The sequence below is a fragment of the Kitasatospora sp. MAA19 genome (assembly GCF_029894125.1).
Lineage (GTDB): Bacteria > Actinomycetota > Actinomycetes > Streptomycetales > Streptomycetaceae > Kitasatospora.
Genome location: NZ_JARXYZ010000055.1, coordinates 1 through 16,673, shown reverse-complemented (window position 1 = coordinate 16,673; position 16,673 = coordinate 1). Strand labels below are relative to the sequence as shown.

At 69.8% G+C, this 16,673-nt stretch carries 14 protein-coding genes and 1 pseudogene; 10 read left to right on the top strand and 5 right to left on the bottom strand.

The window, feature by feature from the left end:
* The first annotated feature begins 553 nt into the window (after positions 1-553).
* From P3T27_RS39260 to P3T27_RS39250, 3 genes are read left to right on the top strand one after another with little or no spacing between them, the layout of a single operon-like run.
* Positions 554-1,657 (top strand): bifunctional DNA primase/polymerase, encoded by a 1,104-nt coding sequence (locus P3T27_RS39260; RefSeq protein ID WP_280686142.1) that lies wholly within the window; start codon positions 554-556, stop codon positions 1,655-1,657.
* Positions 1,654-3,279 (top strand): phage/plasmid primase, P4 family, encoded by a 1,626-nt coding sequence (locus tag P3T27_RS39255; RefSeq protein ID WP_280686141.1) that lies wholly within the window; start codon positions 1,654-1,656, stop codon positions 3,277-3,279. Before P3T27_RS39260 ends, P3T27_RS39255 begins: the two co-directional genes overlap by 4 nt.
* A complete protein-coding gene (locus P3T27_RS39250) occupies positions 3,276-3,680 on the top strand; it encodes a DUF6009 family protein (RefSeq protein ID WP_280686140.1) in 405 nt (134 codons plus the stop codon). The genes P3T27_RS39255 and P3T27_RS39250 overlap by 4 nt, the downstream gene beginning before the upstream one ends.
* 454 nt (positions 3,681-4,134) lie before the next feature.
* On the opposite strand, the gene P3T27_RS39245 is transcribed toward P3T27_RS39250, so the two are convergent.
* Positions 4,135-4,923 (bottom strand): hypothetical protein, encoded by a 789-nt coding sequence (locus P3T27_RS39245; protein WP_280686139.1) that lies wholly within the window; start codon positions 4,921-4,923, stop codon positions 4,135-4,137.
* 656 nt (positions 4,924-5,579) lie between these two features.
* Here P3T27_RS39245 and P3T27_RS39240 point away from each other — a divergent pair.
* The 4 genes and pseudogenes from P3T27_RS39240 to P3T27_RS39225 all read left to right on the top strand — a co-directional run bounded on the left by P3T27_RS39240 (position 5,580) and on the right by P3T27_RS39225 (position 8,766).
* Entirely contained in the window at positions 5,580-6,518 is a 939-nt protein-coding gene (locus P3T27_RS39240) for a GNAT family N-acetyltransferase (protein ID WP_280686138.1), read from the top strand.
* A 118-nt stretch (positions 6,519-6,636) separates the two neighbouring features.
* Positions 6,637-7,044 carry a transposase domain-containing protein gene (locus tag P3T27_RS39235; RefSeq protein ID WP_280686137.1) on the top strand — a complete coding sequence of 136 codons (408 nt, stop codon included), beginning with the start codon at positions 6,637-6,639 and terminating at the stop codon, positions 7,042-7,044.
* A 602-nt stretch (positions 7,045-7,646) separates the two neighbouring features.
* Positions 7,647-7,817, top strand: coding sequence for a hypothetical protein (locus P3T27_RS39230; RefSeq protein WP_280686136.1), 171 nt, complete (start codon positions 7,647-7,649; stop codon positions 7,815-7,817).
* Positions 7,818-8,128: 311 nt separating this feature from the next.
* Positions 8,129-8,766: pseudogene (locus P3T27_RS39225) on the top strand (hypothetical protein).
* Positions 8,767-8,868: 102 nt separating this feature from the next.
* Here P3T27_RS39225 and P3T27_RS39220 read toward each other — a convergent pair.
* On the bottom strand, positions 8,869-9,363 hold the full coding sequence (locus P3T27_RS39220) for a hypothetical protein (RefSeq protein ID WP_280686135.1): 495 nt from the start codon (positions 9,361-9,363) through the stop codon (positions 8,869-8,871).
* 725 nt (positions 9,364-10,088) lie between these two features.
* Between P3T27_RS39220 and P3T27_RS39215 the strand changes: the two genes are divergently transcribed.
* The 3 genes from P3T27_RS39215 to P3T27_RS39205 all read left to right on the top strand — a co-directional run bounded on the left by P3T27_RS39215 (position 10,089) and on the right by P3T27_RS39205 (position 12,750).
* The gene (locus P3T27_RS39215; RefSeq protein WP_280686134.1) at positions 10,089-10,709 is read left to right on the top strand and encodes a hypothetical protein; all 621 of its coding nucleotides are present in this window, start codon (positions 10,089-10,091) and stop codon (positions 10,707-10,709) included.
* 922 nt (positions 10,710-11,631) lie between these two features.
* On the top strand, positions 11,632-11,940 hold the full coding sequence (locus P3T27_RS39210) for a hypothetical protein (RefSeq protein WP_280686133.1): 309 nt from the start codon (positions 11,632-11,634) through the stop codon (positions 11,938-11,940).
* A 63-nt stretch (positions 11,941-12,003) separates the two neighbouring features.
* Complete coding sequence (locus P3T27_RS39205) at positions 12,004-12,750, top strand: hypothetical protein (protein ID WP_280686132.1); 747 nt, start codon at positions 12,004-12,006, stop codon at positions 12,748-12,750.
* Between the two features lie 353 nt (positions 12,751-13,103).
* On the opposite strand, the gene P3T27_RS39200 is transcribed toward P3T27_RS39205, so the two are convergent.
* The 3 genes from P3T27_RS39200 to P3T27_RS39190 all read right to left on the bottom strand — a co-directional run bounded on the left by P3T27_RS39200 (position 13,104) and on the right by P3T27_RS39190 (position 15,057).
* Positions 13,104-13,244, bottom strand: coding sequence for a hypothetical protein (locus P3T27_RS39200; RefSeq protein WP_280686131.1), 141 nt, complete (start codon positions 13,242-13,244; stop codon positions 13,104-13,106).
* Between the two features lie 313 nt (positions 13,245-13,557).
* Entirely contained in the window at positions 13,558-13,713 is a 156-nt protein-coding gene (locus P3T27_RS39195) for a hypothetical protein (protein WP_280686130.1), read from the bottom strand.
* A gap of 822 nt (positions 13,714-14,535) precedes the next feature.
* Entirely contained in the window at positions 14,536-15,057 is a 522-nt protein-coding gene (locus P3T27_RS39190; protein WP_280686129.1) for a transposase, read from the bottom strand.
* Positions 15,058-16,673 lie beyond the last annotated feature (1,616 nt).

Here is a 16,673-nt window from a genome sequence, read left to right as displayed (position 1 = left end):
GCGACCGAACCGGCGGCTTCACCTCGCACCTGATACGCGCGACACGCCGGGCCCTGACCCTCGAGAGACTCGGTCGCTTTCAGTCGCTGGGCTTCGGTCGCTGGGTAAAACACCAGGTCAGAGCCTATTCACCTACCCCATCAGCGACTCAAGCGACTCAAGGTCCGGTATATGAAGACATTCCCGTGTGCGTGTGCGCGTTATAGACCCGGGCTTCAGTCGCTTCAGTCGCTGTTTGTTGGGAAAATCGGCTTCGACCTGCGGAAACGTCCCCGGACCGAAAACAGCGACCGAAGCGACTCGGTCGCTGCCCCGGGGTTCGGTCGCTCAGTTTCCCCGCAAGTCCCGGTGGTCCGGGACCGTATGTGCTCGCTCGGCTAGTCTGTGTGAGCTATCTTCTGGACTTCGGTCGCTTCAGTCGCTGATCCAGCACCCACCAGTGCTCTGACCTGGCTTTTTGCTGTCAGCGACCGAACGAGCGACTCAAATCCGGGCAGCTACCGAGCTACCGAAGAAGCTGCAGCAGCTACCGAACCAAGGGGAAGGGACCAGCGTGACGGCGCCGAAGGCCGTGGGGAGCGACCGAACGGAGCGTCAGCCGGACGCACTGGCCGTCGCGCGCTGGTGTGCCGCCCAGGGCTGGCCCGTCCATCCGCTGGCCCCGGGACGCAAGACCCCGCCGGCGAACTGCCACCCCTGCCAGGACTCCCCCCACCCCCCCGCCGAGTGCCCCTGCCCCCGGGTCGGTCGCTGGTGCCATGGCTTCCATGCCGCCACCACTGACCAGGACATCATCGGGGCCTGGTGGCGGGTCAACCCGGGCTTCGGCACCGGGGTCGCCTGCGGCCCCGCCGGCCTGGTCGTGATCGACGTTGACAGCCACCCCGCCGACGTCCCCGCCCGGGACCGGATCCTGCCGGGCATCCCGATCCACGACCGCGTCGACCTCGACGGCCTCGAGAACGGCTATCACACGCTCGCCCTGCTCGCGGCCCTGCGCAAGGCCCCCGACCCCTCCCAGGACACCGGAACCCTGCGCGTGCGCACCCCCTCCGGCGGCCTGCACATCTGGTACCGCGACGACGCCCACCACCGCTTCACCTGCTCCACCGGCTCCTCCACCGGCCGGGCCCTCGCCTGGCAGGTCGACGTCCGCGCCCACGGCGGCTACATCGTCGCCCCTAGCACCGTCACCACCAGCGGCACCTACACCCCCCTGCCCGGCGTCACCACCCCCGCCCCACTCCCCCAGTGGCTGGCCGAGGAACTCATCCGTACCGGGCACCTCAAGGACCGCCCCAGCCCGCAGCCCACGCCCCAGCCCGCCGTCCCCGACCGTGCCCGCCAGGCCGTGGTCGCCGCGGGCGGCGGCAAGCGCGGCGCCGAACGGGTCCTCGACACCGTCCTCCAGGACGTCACCGACTGCGCCACCACCCCTGAGGGAGCCGGCTTCACCGGCAAACTCAACCGCGCCGCCTACACCGCGGGCGGCCTCGTCTCCGCCGGACACCTCACGCATGCCGCCGCCGAGCGACTGCTCGCCGACGCCGCCCGCGCCGCCCGCCCCTCCCAGGACAGGCAGAGCTCCGCCGTCATCCGCTCAGCCCTCGCCGCCGGCGCCCGGCAGCCCCTGCACATCGGGAAGGCGCGAGGATGAGCGACAGCACCCGCAAGAGGACGGTCTTCGATCCCGTGGCCGCTGCCCAGCAGATCCTGGAGTACCCGCCGGTCCCGGGGCCCTCACAGGCCCCCTGGCACGGCACCGCAGTCCAGGAGAGCCTCCTCGACGCCCCCGCCCCCGCCGCAGAGCCACAGGGACCCGTCCAGCCCCTCCAGTCGGCCCCGGTCGCCGACCGGCCGGACCAGGCCCCGGCGGGTCCCCAGGCGAGCCCGCACGGCCTCCTGCCCGACTCCCTGTCCGACCGCGGCAACGCCAAGCTCTTCGTCCACCTCTACGGACGCGACTACCGCCACGTCCCCGGCATCGGCTGGTACCGCTGGGCCACCCACCGCTGGCAGCTGGACGAGGACGACACCGTCCTGTGGGCCGCCGGCGAGATGGCCGAGAGCGTCGCCACCCACGACCCCCGCGGCGTCTACACCAACGCCGACCTGCGCCGCCACCGCCGCCGGGCCCTGTCCACCTCGGGCATGAACGCCATGCTCGCCCAGGCCAAGTCCGCCCCCGGCATGGTCCTCAACGCCTCCCTCCTGGACGCCGACGCCTACGCCCTGTGCACCCCCGGCGGCGTCGTCGACCTGCGTACCGGCGCCATCGTCCCGCCCGACCCCAAGGTCCACCATCACTCGCGCTCCACCACCCTCGCCCCCGCCCGGATGCCCACCCCCCGCTGGGACCGCTTCCTCACCGACACCTTCGGCGACGACAAGGAAGGCCGCCAGACCCGCGACTTCCTCCACCTGCTGCTCGGCTACTCGATCAGCGGCGACGTCGGCGCCCAGGTCATGCCCTTCCTCTACGGCCAGGGCAAGAACGGCAAGTCCGTCCTCCTGGACGTCATGATCCAGCTGCTCGGCGACTACGCCGACGCGGCCCCGCCCGGCTTCCTGATGGCCAAGACCTTCGACGGCCACCCCACCGACCTCGCCGAACTCCACGGCCGGCGCATCATCGTCTGCTCCGAGCTCAAGCCCGGCGACCGCTTCGACGAGGCCCGGGTCAAGCTCCTCACCGGCGGTGACAAGATCAAGGCCCGCCGGATGCGCCAGGACTTCTTCTCCTTCGAGCCCACCCACAAGCTCTGGCTCCTCGGCAACCACCGCCCCGAGGTCGGCACCGGCGGCTTCGCCTTCTGGCGCCGCATGCGCCTCATCCCCTTCGAACGAGTCGTCCCCGAGGAACGCAAGATCGACAACCTGGCCCACGTCCTCGTCGCCGAGGAGGGCCCCGGTATCCTCGCCTGGCTCATCGACGGCGCCCGCCGCTACTTCGCCGGTGAGAAGGATCTGGCCGGACCCCAGGCCGTCCAGGTCGCCACCACCGCCTACGCGGAGACCGAGGACCACGTCGGCCGCTTCCTCAAGGAGGCCTGCCTCACCGGGGAGGGCATGCGTGCCGAACAGTCCCAGCTCTTCGGTGCCTACACCCGTTGGTGCGGCTTCGAGGGGGCCAATCCCGTATCCGGCCGCGCGTTCGCCGCACGAGTCCGCGAGACACTGGGTATGACCTCTCCCAAGGAGATGGTCCTGTCCAACAGCCGCAAGTACTACCCGGGCATCGGCCTGATCACCGACGACACAGAGGAGCAGAACGCGTGAGCGCGCTGATCGATCCGGCCGAGCTCGCCCACGAAACCGACCTCGTCTGGCTGGAGGACACCTCCGACCTCGACTACGTCCGTCAGTCGCTGGACCGGCTCACCACCCGCCGCGGCCGCCCCGCCTACCACCGCGACGGCCGCATGGTCGGCTACGCGATCCTCGGCCCGGATGCCAGGTCCTCCCGAGCCTCCGGCACCTTCCGCCGCCGCGTCTTCTGGCTGCTGCCCCACGACCGCGACCAGGACCCGGACGGCCTGTACTCCACCGGCGCCCCCTCGGAGGCCGTTGACCCGCGCACCGTCGCCCCGGGCGTCAAGGGCTACAAGACCGAGCGCTCCGAGGGCGGCCCGGCTTCGCCGGCGATGCTCGAGCTGGGGATAACGCTTCCGAAGGCCTGAGGCCCGCTACGTACGGTGGGGTGCGGGCCGACAGGACCCTGGTCTGCTCGGCTGGGCCGGAGATCAGGACACCGACCGCCTCGGTACGCTGGGTCATGGCCGGGCGCTGCGCGACCCGCTCCTCGCGGATCGTATGCGGCACCTGGGTACGGCCGCGCGGCGACGACCGGACCTCCGTGCCGTCCCGGTCGGCCGTCGCCGCCAGCGTGCGCGCCGCCGTGGACTCCTTGCGGAGCCGGTCGACCTCAGCCTTCAGCGCCGCCACCCGCACCCGCAGGCCGTCCAGCTCGCTCGTGTTCCCCATGGTTCAGGACCCTCCCCGAAGGTGCTGAACCCGAGCAGGCCCGACGTAAACCGGTTCAACCTGTCGAAACCGTCGTGGAGGTTGATTCGGAGCCGTACGACGTCCAGTGGGCGCCGCGCCCTTCGAGGAGGAGTCGGGCAGGCCGCTCCGTCAGGCAGGAACGGTGTTGATGACGGCCTCGGTCAGCGGAGAGAGCTGCTTCGCCAGCTTGTCGAGGTCTGCGGTCCGACCATCGGACCACTGGGCCATACCGACGAGCATGCCGTGCCCGTAGGCCACGAAGCCCTGCACGAGGCCGCTGTCGGCCGGCAACTGGCGCAGGCCCGAGTCCTTGGGCGGGATCTGGACGGCGACCTCGTAGGCATCGGGGTGGGAGCCCAGAAGGGTCATCAGGTGCGCGATGTCGCCCTGGTCCTTCATCGTGAACAGCGCCAAGTTGTACTGGTTGCCCTCGGCATCCTTGTACAGCGCCAGGTCGACGCCGAGACAGCCGCGGCCCTGTGTGATCAACCCGGCGAGGGTCGGCGCCACGGTGTCCGGGCCGGTGCAGTTCGGGTTCGCCACGTCCGCCACCAGCGTGTACCCCTGCACCAGCGCCGGAAAGACGGACAGTGGGATCGCCGAGGCCGGAGCGTCGGATGCCGCCGACGAGGCGCCGATCGGCGGCGTCGCTGCGTGCGGCGAGGGAGCGGACGATGTCGGCGCAGCAGGTGCAGGCGCGGCGGCCGGTGCCGGGCCCGACGGCCGGATCACGTACGCCGCCGCGCCTGCTGCTACCAGCAGCGCAGCGGCCGCCGGAAGCAGCAGCCGACGTCGCGAGTTTCGTCGCACGGGCTGGCGCGCCCGTTCGGCGGCACTCGGTTCCCGTACCGCGTTGTTCTTCTCAAACTCCTTGACGAACTCTTCCCACAGGTCGTCACCGGATTCACGCATGCTCACAGCTTCTACACCTTAATGATCACCGCCACCGCTGGGAAGACCCGCCCCTTGCCGTTGCTGGTGAAGGTGCTGCCGAACCGGATGGTGCAGACGTGTCGCCAACCAGCACGGGGTTCGACTCGGGGGCGAACCGGCGGCGCCTCTCGTCAAGTGCTCGCTTCCTCCGACCGGATGACCCCGCGTCACCGACACGGAAGTGGAGCCAGAACCCGGGTTTGGGCAGCAGATGTTCACCGCTTCGGACAGCACCGCTGCGACTGGGGTATTCGAACAGGGGGCTGAACTGTCCCCGCTGGTTCGGAGCGGAACGCGCCGTGCAGGCACCTTTCACCCTCGGCTGCGACGACGTCTTCTAGTTCCAACGCCGTTCAGTTAGGCGTGGGGTCTGCTCGTCAAGGCCGGAGAACGAGACGGCGGAGCGGTCTCGCCCGTCCTTCGCCCGATCCAGGAGACCACCCCGGGCCCGCTCACCCCGGATTTCGACGGGTCCGGCCGACCTTCCGGTCCACCGGCGACTCGGCCGAGGCGCCGCCGGATCGTGGAGCACTTCGCCGCCCTGGCCTTCGGCCCCGGCGGTGCGTCCGAGCAGCGGCCCGACGGGGTCCGAACGCCAAACCGGTCGACAGGACCGACCCGGGTGACTCAGAGTCAGCTCCATGTCTGAACCGTCACTCCCGTCCCCATACCGCAGCCGGCCGGCCACGCCTGCTGACGCCCCTTCGATCCACCGGCTGGTCACGGCCCGCGAGCATGAGCTGTTCGGCCGGGCCGAGACCGGCCCGGACCGGATCGCCGCCGAGCTCGCGCTGCCCGGCCTGGACCCGGCGCTGGACACCCGGCTGGTACTCGACCTGGCGGGGGAGGTGGTCGGCTGGGCCTGGGTGCGCGGGCGCCGCAGCACGATGGACGTGCACCCGGCGCACCGGGGGCGGGGGCTGGGCGGCGCGCTGCTCGGCTGGGCCGAGGGGCGGGCCCGCGAGGCGGGCGACAACCGGCTCAGCCAGACCGTGCCGGACGCCGACCGGGCGGCGGCCAGGCTGCTCCGGGCGCACGGCTACGAGCCGTTCGTCACCGAGTGGCAGCTCGAGATCGAGCTGGCCACCGAGCCCGAGGTGCCGGAGCCGCTGCCGGGCATCACCGTCCGCCCGTTCTGGGCCGGGGACGAGCGGGCCGCGTACCTGCTCACGGAGGACGCCTTCGACGAGTGGCAGCAGCGACGCAAGTCGTACCAGGAGTGGGCCGCGCTGAGCGTCGACCGGGACACCTTCGCGCCGGCCCTCTCCCCGCTGGCCTTCGCCGATGGGGAGCTGGTCGGGGTGGTACTGGCGCTGGACACCCCGGGCAGTGAGGAGGGGTACGTCGAGCGGGTCGCCGTCCGCAAGGACCACCGGCACCGGGGCATCGCCCGGCTGCTGCTCCGGGAGGCATTCCGGGCCTCGTACCGCCGGGGCCACCGCTCCTGCACGCTCTGGACCCATTCGGAGACCGGCGCGCTCGGCCTCTACCAGGGGCTTGGCATGACGGTCCGTCGCAGTTCAGCGGTGTACGGCAAGGCACTGGCGGAGGGTCGGACCGCCGACGGCCAGACCGTCTAGTTGCAACGCCGTTTGGTGAGGCGTGGGGCCTGAATGCCAAGGCCGGTAGGCAAAGCAGCGGAGTTGCCGTAGAAGAGGTCTGCCACTCCAAGACATCCTCACCACGGGAGCTCCGCTGTTGGAACAGGCTGCCATAACGCCGACGGTCGGGGTAGCCGCCGACGTGTTCTCACCGGGTCATATCGGCGAGTTGACCCGGATCGTGCCGTTCGAGATGGTCGATGAGGTACTGGCCGAGACGAGGACAGTCCAGCAGCGGGTCCGGCTGGTGCCGTCGCGGGTCACTGTGTACCTGCTGTTGGCTGGAGCGTTGTTCGCCGAACTCGGTTATCGGCAGGTCTTCGACCGGTTGTGCGCGGGTCTGGCGGGCCTGCCGCCGAACAGGCCGAGCGGCAGCGCGTTACGGCAGGCCCGTCAGCGTCTGGGGACCGCGCCGTTGAAGGCACTGTTCGACCTGGTTCGAGGCGGGCTCCCTGGCAGCAGAGCAGACGGCCGTCGCGTTCCAGCTGCCGTCGAGCCTGGATGAGACAGTCGAGATAGTCGGTCCCGCTGATCTCGGTGAGCGAGTCACCGTCGAGGAACGCGATGAGTGCGGTGGAGGGCTGGCCGACGTAGGTGGTCACAGACTGAACCAGGCCATCGCAGTCCACGGTCTGAAGACCGACCACTTCCGTCCACTGCGGCTGGGGAACGTTGCTGTCAGAGGTTCTGTCCTGCTCGAACCGGCTGTTCATGTCGACCGTGATCGTTGCAGGAAGGAAGCTCGGGAAGCGCTTGCACAGCCAACAGGACGTGCTTGCGGAGGAGCTGGAAGCCCGCGCGGGTCACCCCCGAAGATCGCCCCCGTGCGGTACCGGCCGGTCCACGGCGGGCCCAGCGGCGCCTCCCGCCGTGCAGGCAGCTGGGCGAACCACGCCACGCTCGGCGTTGTGCTCGCTCGGGATGCTTCTCCGGCCCTCTCCCCCGCCGCCTGCCGGGATCGTTCCCAGGATCCGACCGGACGAATTTTCCGCGGAAAATCCGATGGCGTCGGACTGCCGGCATCACCGGTGTCCAGGCCGTCGAACCGGCTGCCCGGGAACGCATCCCGCGGACTCGTCCGGGTCCGACCGCGGCAGCGGGCTACGCGTGAGCCTGTCCTTCGACCCGACGCACGTCGGTACCGGCTTCGTCTTTCCTGCAGATCTCGCCGACCTGAACCTGCACGACCCGGACTGCCCCGTGGCTCCCGGGACGGGGCAGGTCCTGATCCGGGACCACCGGAGCGGCCCGGAGGCAGCGGACGTGCTGTACCGCTGATCCCTGCCGGGCCGGATGAGCCCGGTTGTGCCAGCGGCCTCCGGATTTTCCGCAGAAAATTTCGCTACCAGGAGATCCGTGGACGGCTCAGCGGTCCGGACCGTCCGCAGCTCGTCGTCGCGCCGTGGGGCATCCGCCCTCGAAGGCAGCTCTGGCAGACCCGGATTTTCTGCGGAAAATCGGAGCCGGCGGAGCCGGGCCCGTCGGGCTGTGCCATCGAACCGTGGCTGGTGCCACCGAACGTCGATGATCAGGTGCTTCTGCTACTGAAGAGTCGACCGGCAGAGCGGGGCCGGCAGTAGGTTGTCACGATGACCGACTCTCTGCCGCCCGGCGGTGTGTGCTCGATGCGGACGAACTGGATGCCCGGTGGGCGGACGCATGGCGGCCGGAACGGGTCGCGAAGCGCTTGGACGGGATCAGTGTGACCTGGTGCGTCGCAGCCGGTTGGGCGCTGGACTTGTTCCGCGGGAGGCAATCGCGGCCGCACGGCGACCTGGAGATCGCGGTGCCGGCGGCGGGATTCCCGGAGATTCGGGACCGCTTCCCCGAGTACGTGTTTGACGCGGTGGGTTCGGGGCGGGTCTGGCCGGCGGCGGGCGCCGGGGCACTGGCGGCCACGCACCAGACCTGGCTGCGGGATCAGGGAAGCGGGCAGTTCCTGTTCGACGTCTTCCGCGAGCCGCACGAAGGCGGGACCTGGATCTGCCGGCGGGACGAGAGCCTGCGGCTGCCGTACGACACGATCATCGAGCGGACGGCCGACGGGATCCCCTACCTGGTGCCGGAGCTGGTGCTGCTGTTCAAAGCGAAGGCGGCGCGGCCCAAGGATCAGGCGGACTTCGACGGCGTGCTGCCGCTGCTGAGCCAGGCACGCCGGGACGTCCTCCGCGGGTGGCTGAAGCGCGTGCACCCCGGTCATCCGTGGCTGGCGGAGCTGGCGGGGTAGTACCTGTTGGACGGCCAGGCGTAAGCGTCCGGAGGAATCAGGTATCCCCAAGGATCACGCTTCAGGTCCAGCTGAAATCGGGCCCGGTCACGTCTCAGACCGTCAGCGGACGTTCCACTCGCTGCTTGGGAGGCAGTCGTGCATCGTGCCGGCCCAGTCGTCGAACGGCGCGACGAGGAACGCGCGAGTCAGGAGGACGTCCCCCGCCCGCTGCGCGCGCAGCATGAAGCCGGGTTCGTCCGACACCGCGTCGCCTTCGGTGGACACCGCAGGACTCATGCCGTGCTCGGCCACGTAGTCGAAGACCCGCTCCGCGAGCTCGGACGGCACCTGCCCGACCAGCCGGAGGGTGTCCAGCCACACCTGCGGACCCTGCAGGGCGTCGACGGCCACGCAGGCCAGAATGCCGGGCTCCCGGTAGGAGAGCGTGACAGCTGGCAGCCATGCGGGCGCGGTCGGCGCACGGAAGTCGGCCCGCTGGGTCAGGACGCCGTGCCGTGGCTCGGCCTGGAGCGTGGGGCTGGTGACCCCCCGGGCTTCCATGGCGGCGACCGTCTGCTGGTGGCTCATGCCGAAGCGCAGCGGCCCCACGTTCACGAACGGCGTGTAGTCCCAACGCGCCCGCCCGGCCTCGTCGACAACCTGCCACCCGCGGCATCAGCTCCCTTCGTCCTGTGCCCCGCTCGGCATCGAGGGCTCAGAACCCTGCAACCCGTGGCATGGAGAGCCGCAATCGGGTGGCCGCAGTACCCGCCGACCATTTCGGTCAGAGTGTCAGCGAAGCAGGGGTAACCGCGGTGGTTCATCTCGGGGCGACGAGGTGCCGGATGCGGGTCGCGTCTTCCGGGGACAGGGGGCACGAAGTCGCCGGCAGGGTCGTCGAGGCGGACCTCAGCTGCGGTCCGGTGGCACGGGACAACCGGGTCACCTCGACGCAGCCCAGCCGCGTATGCGTCCAGACCCGGTCCGCTCCCCCCGCCGGTGACTCCGTAGGACAGCGCCCCGGCCGTAGACCCCGTCTCCGACGGGCCCCGGATTTTCCGCAGAAAATTCTCCGCGCGGACCGCGGTCACTCCCCCGGCGGCCCCCGACCGGCACCGAGAGGTACGCCAGGTGCTCCGGCCTCCCCTCGATGTCCAGGGGGCGCGGCGTCGAGGTAGCGGGCGCACTCTGCGTGCGCCTCGATGGTGAAGAAGCCGCTCGAGTTCTCGAAGTCGACGAAGGCTGGCGTCGACGGCCACAGGAACACGCGCGCCGACTGCTGGTCGGCGGTGCCCGCTCCCATGGGCAGGGCGGGATGTCAGTGGCATCGGGGATGCTCGGTGGCTGATGTCATCAAGCCAGGGGGCCTCCAGGTGTCGATCCGTATTGCCAGCCGTCGCCGTTCGGTGGCGTCACTGACCGCCGCGTTCCCCGGCGCGGAGATCATCGACGTGACCTCCAAGGCGCCGGACCCGTGGGTGCGGTTGAGCCCGTTCTATCCGCACGGCGGCATCCCGGTCCCCTACAGCGACGGAGTGACCAGCCAGTCGGTGGAGGGGATCTGGCAATCCCTCAAGGTCTTCCAGGACTCCGACGTCGACCCCGCGAAGCTCGCGGTCACCACGATGAAAGGGCTGAAGCGGACGGTGCGCCGATACGGCATCGTCCGCGGCCACCGAGCCGGTCTGCTCGGCGATCGGCTGCTGCCCTATGAAGCGGCTCGGCGCCGGATCTACCTGCCGGCCTATCGGTGGATCCTTGAGCACCGCGTCGCCGATCTGGTCGAGCTGATCAGGAACGAGGAGGACGTCGTGCTCCTGGACTACACCACCGACGGGGACGTCAACGATCCCGCCAGCCCGCTCTCCCACGCCGCGCTCATCCAGTTGCACATCGAAGGGCGCTGGCCCAGTGAAGACGATGCTGAGGCTTCCAGCGGGATCACCGGTCGAATGCCATGAGTGGTCCGGCGACGGAAGCGTCGGGTGGGCGGTGGGTGCCGTGGGCTCGCAGCCGTGGTCAGGAACATGTTGACCCGCTGATTTTCCGCGGAAAATTCTGGAAGGGCTTATGGCAGCTGAGGCTGGGGCCGCGGTCCTCCCCGGTCGGCCTCACCTCGCCGAGTCGGGCGCGATGGCTGACCGCACTGGGCGATGGGAGCCGACGGCACTGATTGCCCGGCACTCCCAGGTTCGCGGAGCCTGACTCCCTGCCGTCTCGAATTTTCCGCGGAAAATCCCGTGGGCCGAGCAGAGCCAGTGCCGATTCGTCCGGCCACTGAGCGACAGCTCAGGGGAGTGCCCCGGACAACCGGCTGCCCGTCCTCGGAGCACGGCCTACGGTCTCCGTCCTCGCCTCGGTGGGCCCAGGTTCCGGATCCGGACCCAGCTGTCTCGGTCGGTCAGGAAGGCGGGCACGGCAGTACGAGATGTTCAGGCCGGGGGAGTCGGCCCTGACTTTGCGGGGACAGATCCTGCGCACCTGGACTTCAGCGCCTCGGCCAGCGCGCCGCAGGCGCCGGGGACGAGGAGTGTCCGGCCGCGCGGGCCTGCGGCCTCCGGGAGGTTTGTCGAAGCTCCTGAAGAAGCACCGCGTGAGGATCCTGCCGAATGGTCATGATGACGGCCACGGCGGCGACGGCGCCGAGTACCCAGGGAAGTCCGCTCCCCCGACGGCTCCGGATTTTCTGCGGAAAATTTCCTGCAGGCCCTCGGCGAGCTGCGGCAGGTTCGATCAAGCATGCCCGCGCCTCCCTTCAGGTGCCGAACGAGCCCATCCGCACCGGACGGATTCGATGTTCCACCGTCAGTACCGGCCAGGTTCCCTTCGCGCGATACTGAACGCAGTTGGACACGATCGGGGGGGGGGGGGGGGGGCGAGCGCGTGGACGACGAGCAGACGGTACAGGGCGTCTCGAACCGCATCATCAACAGCACCGTCCACGGTGACGTGTACCAGGCCGCCAGCCTCTACACCGTGTACCAGCACGTCGTACGGACGGCAGCCACGTGGCCGCACCTGGTGGGGCGGATCCCGCCGCAGGCCACCTGCTTCCAGGTCCGCGGCGAGTCGGAACGCCTGGTGCGCGCACTCGACCAGGGCGGGAACACGGTTGTGGTCGCACCGGCGGCCGGAGTGGTGGTGGGCCTGGGCGGGGTCGGCAAGACCCAGCTCGCCGCCCACTACGCCTGAACCCGCTGGCACGGCGGCGAGCTGGACGTCCTCGTCTGGATCACTGCGGCCACCACCACGGAGGTGGTGGCCGGTTTCGCGGCGGCGGCCGCCGAGTTCCTCGGCACCGGCACGTCCGATGCCGAGCAGGCGGCACGGCAGTTTCTGGCCTGGCTCGAACCGGGGCCGGGGCGGCCGTCCTGCCGCTGGCTCATCGTCCTGGACGTGGCCGATCCGGCCGACCTCACCGGGCTGTGGCCGCCCGCCAGCTCTCAGGGGCGGACCCTGGTCACCAGCCGGCGCCGCGACGCGGCCATCACCATGGGCCGCCGAATCGTTCCGGTCGGAGTATTCACCCCGGCCGACTCCCAGTCCTACCTCACCGGTGCCCTCGCCGCCGCCGACCGACAGGAAACCGACACCGAACTCGCCGCCCTCGCCGACGACCTCGGTCACCTCCCGCTCGCGCTCTCCCAAGCCGCGGCCTACCTCATCGACACCGGCCTGCCCTGCAGCACCTACCGCGCCCTGCTCGCGGACCGCGCCCGTACGCTCGCCGAGGCCGCCCCCGACCGACTGCCGGACGACCAGCCCCACACCGTCGCCGCCGCCTGGGACCTGTCCATCGAACGCGCCGACTCCCTCCACCCTCCTGGCCTGGCCCGCCCCGTGCTCAGGCTCGCCGTCTTCCTCTCGCCCAGTGGCATCCCCGAAGCCGTCCTCAACAGCCCTCCCGTCCTCGCCCACCTCTCGGCCGACCGGACCCCGACGCCGGAGTGCGCGCCCGGTACCCAGCGCCCGGTCGCGCGGAGCACACGCGGCTCGTCCTGAGAGTCCTCCACCGTCTCAGCCTCATCGACCACCTTGCCGACAGCCCCCTCGAGAGCGTCCGCATTCACCGGCTCGTGCAGCACGCCGTCCGGGACACCCTCACTGCCCCCGAGTTCACCCGCACCGTCCAGGTCGCAGCCGACGCCCTCAACGCGGCATGGCCGGACGAGGACCACACCGACCGGGACCTCGCCGCCGTATTACGCGCCAACACCACCACGCTCAACGGCTGCGCCGGGGACCGGTTCTGGGATCGGCGGGACGGCGCTCCCTCGGTCCCGTTCCGCAGCGGACGCAGCCTCATCGAGGCAGGTCTGAACCGGGCAGCCGTACACCACTGGGCCGAGGTCACGTCAACCGCCGAGCAGCGCCTCGGGGCCGACCATGGACACGGTCATCGCACGGATCAACCTCGCGGTCTCCTCGCGCCAGGCCGGACAGCTCTCCGACGCCATCGCCGTCGGGCGGCGCGCGGCGGCTGACAGTGAGCGCATCTTGGGCGGTACTCGTGATCTTTGGATTTTCCGCGGAAAATTCCTTGTGCCCGGGTGCGGCCGCGACGTGTTCGGCCTGCACAGGCGTGGGCGCGTGAACCGAGACGCCAGCACAGCGCCTCGGCCCGAGCCCCGTCGGATACCGCAGGATTTTCCGCGGAAAATCGCGATGCGTAGCCGGGCAGGGAGGCAGCGTGATCCGTGAGGCCGAAGAGCACCGTGCAGATGATCAGGGCGGACATCCGGTACCTCAAACCGTCCTCGGCTCCGCTGGCGGGGCCGGTGCACCTCTGACGCTGGACCGCCTCAGGTCTCAGACGTCATGGCGCCAGCGATCGGCGGTGAACCGGGACAGCGCAACCTCCGGGTGGAGCGGCACCACCTCGGTGGGGCCCAGATCCCAGACCCGGACCCAGTCGTCTCGGTCGGTCAGGAATGCGGGCGCCGTCCGGCCAGGCTTCGGCTTCATCGCCAGGCAGTATGAGACGTTCAGGCTGGGGGAGTCGGCCTTGGCATTGCGGGTCGGATCCTGTGCACCCGGACCACTGCCACCTCGTCCCACCGCAGCCGATCCAGCAGGGGCACCAAGGTCTGATGTCAGCCGGCCTGGATACCCGCTTCCGAGGACATCGGTGAGACCAGCAGAAGATCACAGGCTTGGACTGCCTGTCGGTGCTGGCGCGCGCTCGCCGAGCGACGGGATGGAAACAGCCCTGGCGCGGGTGACGAGTAGGTGGCAACGGGATCGGTGGTACCCCACGCCACGCGACGGGTCGGCCCGACGGTAAGTTCGCTCCCGCCAGCAGCGGCCAGCGAATGAACCACCCGAGAGGCGAGGCCACGTCGCACGAGGCGGATACCCAAGTTGGTGATGCGGTAAGGGTCACGGGCGGTCCGTTCGCAGACTTCACGGGATCCGTGATAGCCATCGACTCCGGCAGGGGCGCGTGCCGCTGACCGTGGACATCCTCGGCGATTCGTGCACTATCGATATACCCCTGTCGGATGTTGTGAGGGAGTGCCTGACTCTCGGTCGGATCCACCAAGTCAAAGTGGTCGGTCACAGCCACAGGAAACGGCACGAGGGGTGGAGGAGCGCGGGAAGGGCCGTCAAGGCCCGGGGCCGGCGGCAGCGGGACTTCCGCGATCGGCGTGGTGAGGTGCACCCCCGACCGGGCTGTCACGGTCGGCGCCCGGCTCGGGCTAGGGCAGCGGAACGGACGGTCCCGTATCCTTCTTCGGTCTGCACCAGAACCCGAGCTCCCCCGTGGTGCTGCCAGTTCTGATCCGCTCACGGGGAACGGCTGGTCGGTTTCTTGATCATGCGTGGCTGCGTCCTTCGGCGTCGCCTGGGCAGCAGTCGGCGGCGGAGTTCCTCGCAGACGCTGGCCATCGCCTCTTGGAGGCCGGCAAGGGTGGCGGCGGTCTGAACGACCACGGCGCGGCGGATCACCCGGACGGTGGTCAGGTAGGAGACGCGGTCCGGATCGACCGCGGGGCCGGTCATCGCGGCGGTGTTCATCACCCGCAGGGCGTGATGGACCGCCAGGAGTGGCCAGAGCTCCTGGCGGACGCCGCTGGCGGTGCGGGGCCTCAGCAGTCCGGAGGCGCCGAGGTGGTTCTTGATCTCGTCGAAGGCCATCTCGATCTCCCGTCGCTGCCGATAGAGGCCCACCAGCTTTGCGGCCGGGTACTTTTCGTGGCCGAGCAGGGTGGTGGCCAGCCACGACGGTTCGCCATCGACGGCGAATGGGATCACCCGGAACACGATCCGGGCGGGGAATGGGCGGCCGACCTTCTTGGCCCGGAGCATGTTCTATGTCTTCGGCCGCAGCAGGCTGAGGTAGCTGCCGTCCGGGAGCTCCTCCTGGAACATGCGAGCTTCGTTCGCGCCAGCCGAGCCAGCAGGTCAGCGCTCTGGTTGGCGAAGTTCCGGTAGAAGGCCGCGCTCCAGAACCTTCGGTCGGCGATAACCAGGCTGGTCGGCCCGACCGGCGGGCCAGTGGCAGCGTGAGACGGTTCTCGCCGTCGCGCCAGTCGCCCATTTCGGCGTCCACGAGCGAGTGGGTCCCGATCTCGGCCAGGACCACCGTGCGGACCTGCGGGAAGCCGGTGAGCGTGCGGCCTTGTAGCAGCTGGCCGTCGAAGGTGCTGCCGTTGCTGAAGCTGTCCGGTACGTCGATCTGCGTGCCGTCGACGGCCGGCAGCCGCAGGCCCCGCCAGAAGACGCCGGGGGTGCCCACGTCGGCGAGGGGGCCCGTGAACTTCCGGACGAGTCTCCAGCGGCTCCGGGCCGAGCCTGGCCCCGGCCCGGTATAGCGAGAACTTGTTCACCCGCTCAATGCCGTGCTACCCGGCAGGCCCACCGAGAGCAGGTGTATGACCTCCTCGTATGACTCCCGGGAGAACAGGCAGAGCGCGAACACGAACTAGAGAACCAGCCGAGCGGGCAGTATTCGCCGCCTCCGCTCGGCCCGGCTGTGCTCGGCTATCACCGCGTCAACCAGCTCGGGCGTGAATAACCCACTGTCAGGAACCGACGTGATCCTGATGGCACATCCGGGACAGGTAGAGGCCCTTCCTTCCTCCGGACACACCGGGCAGGCGCGCAGGACCGGAACACCCCGCAGGAACGGTGCCGAATCGACGGCATCCTGGTACATCTTCGGCCTGGACGTCAGAACCAGCGGGTCTCGGGCCCCGAACGCTCGTTCAGCGCTTTCACGGCACCCGCGCGGGCCACCGGGAGCAGCTCGTCGGATCCGTCCAGTACCGGAACGGATCCGTTGGCCCTGCACTAGCGACCTCGCCATGGGCTGGGTCGAGGCCGGTGGCGGGTTCTCCCAGAGCCCGACCCGCTCGGTGTACGGATCGGACGGGCGGAGGGAAGCCTTCGGTGAGCGCAGGGCCCGATGGAAGCTGATGCCTTGAGTGAACGTGAGTTTTTCCGCCGAACGGTGAGACACGCTCAATTCGTTGAACATAAAAGACATGTGTAAACGATCATTAGAGATGAAGCTGGTGATTCCTTGTTCGCTTCGTCCTGGCGTCCGACCTCGCTGCCAGGAAGCGCTCCATTTCGTAGAGGAGCGCTGGGTTGGTCCGGCCCCGCGTCTCAACCAGGATGGCGCTGAGGTCCTCCGCACGGGAGGGACGGCATCTGCATGCGGGGGAGCGAACGCACGACCCGAGGCTGACCGCCCTGCTGGGCGAACTGCACGCCGGGGCAGCGAGGGGTTTCGGCAGCTCTGGCAGACGCATCCGGTCCACGCTCCCTGGCACCGCACCGCGACCGTGGACCACGGGTAGCGGTCGGCGGAGCGGCGCAGTCGCGCTGAGGTTCCCCCGAGGTGCGGAAGGTTGCCGGACATGACCTGATGGGTCGTGAGAAGGGAGCCTCTGCCATGGCTGCACCGATGAAGTATCCGC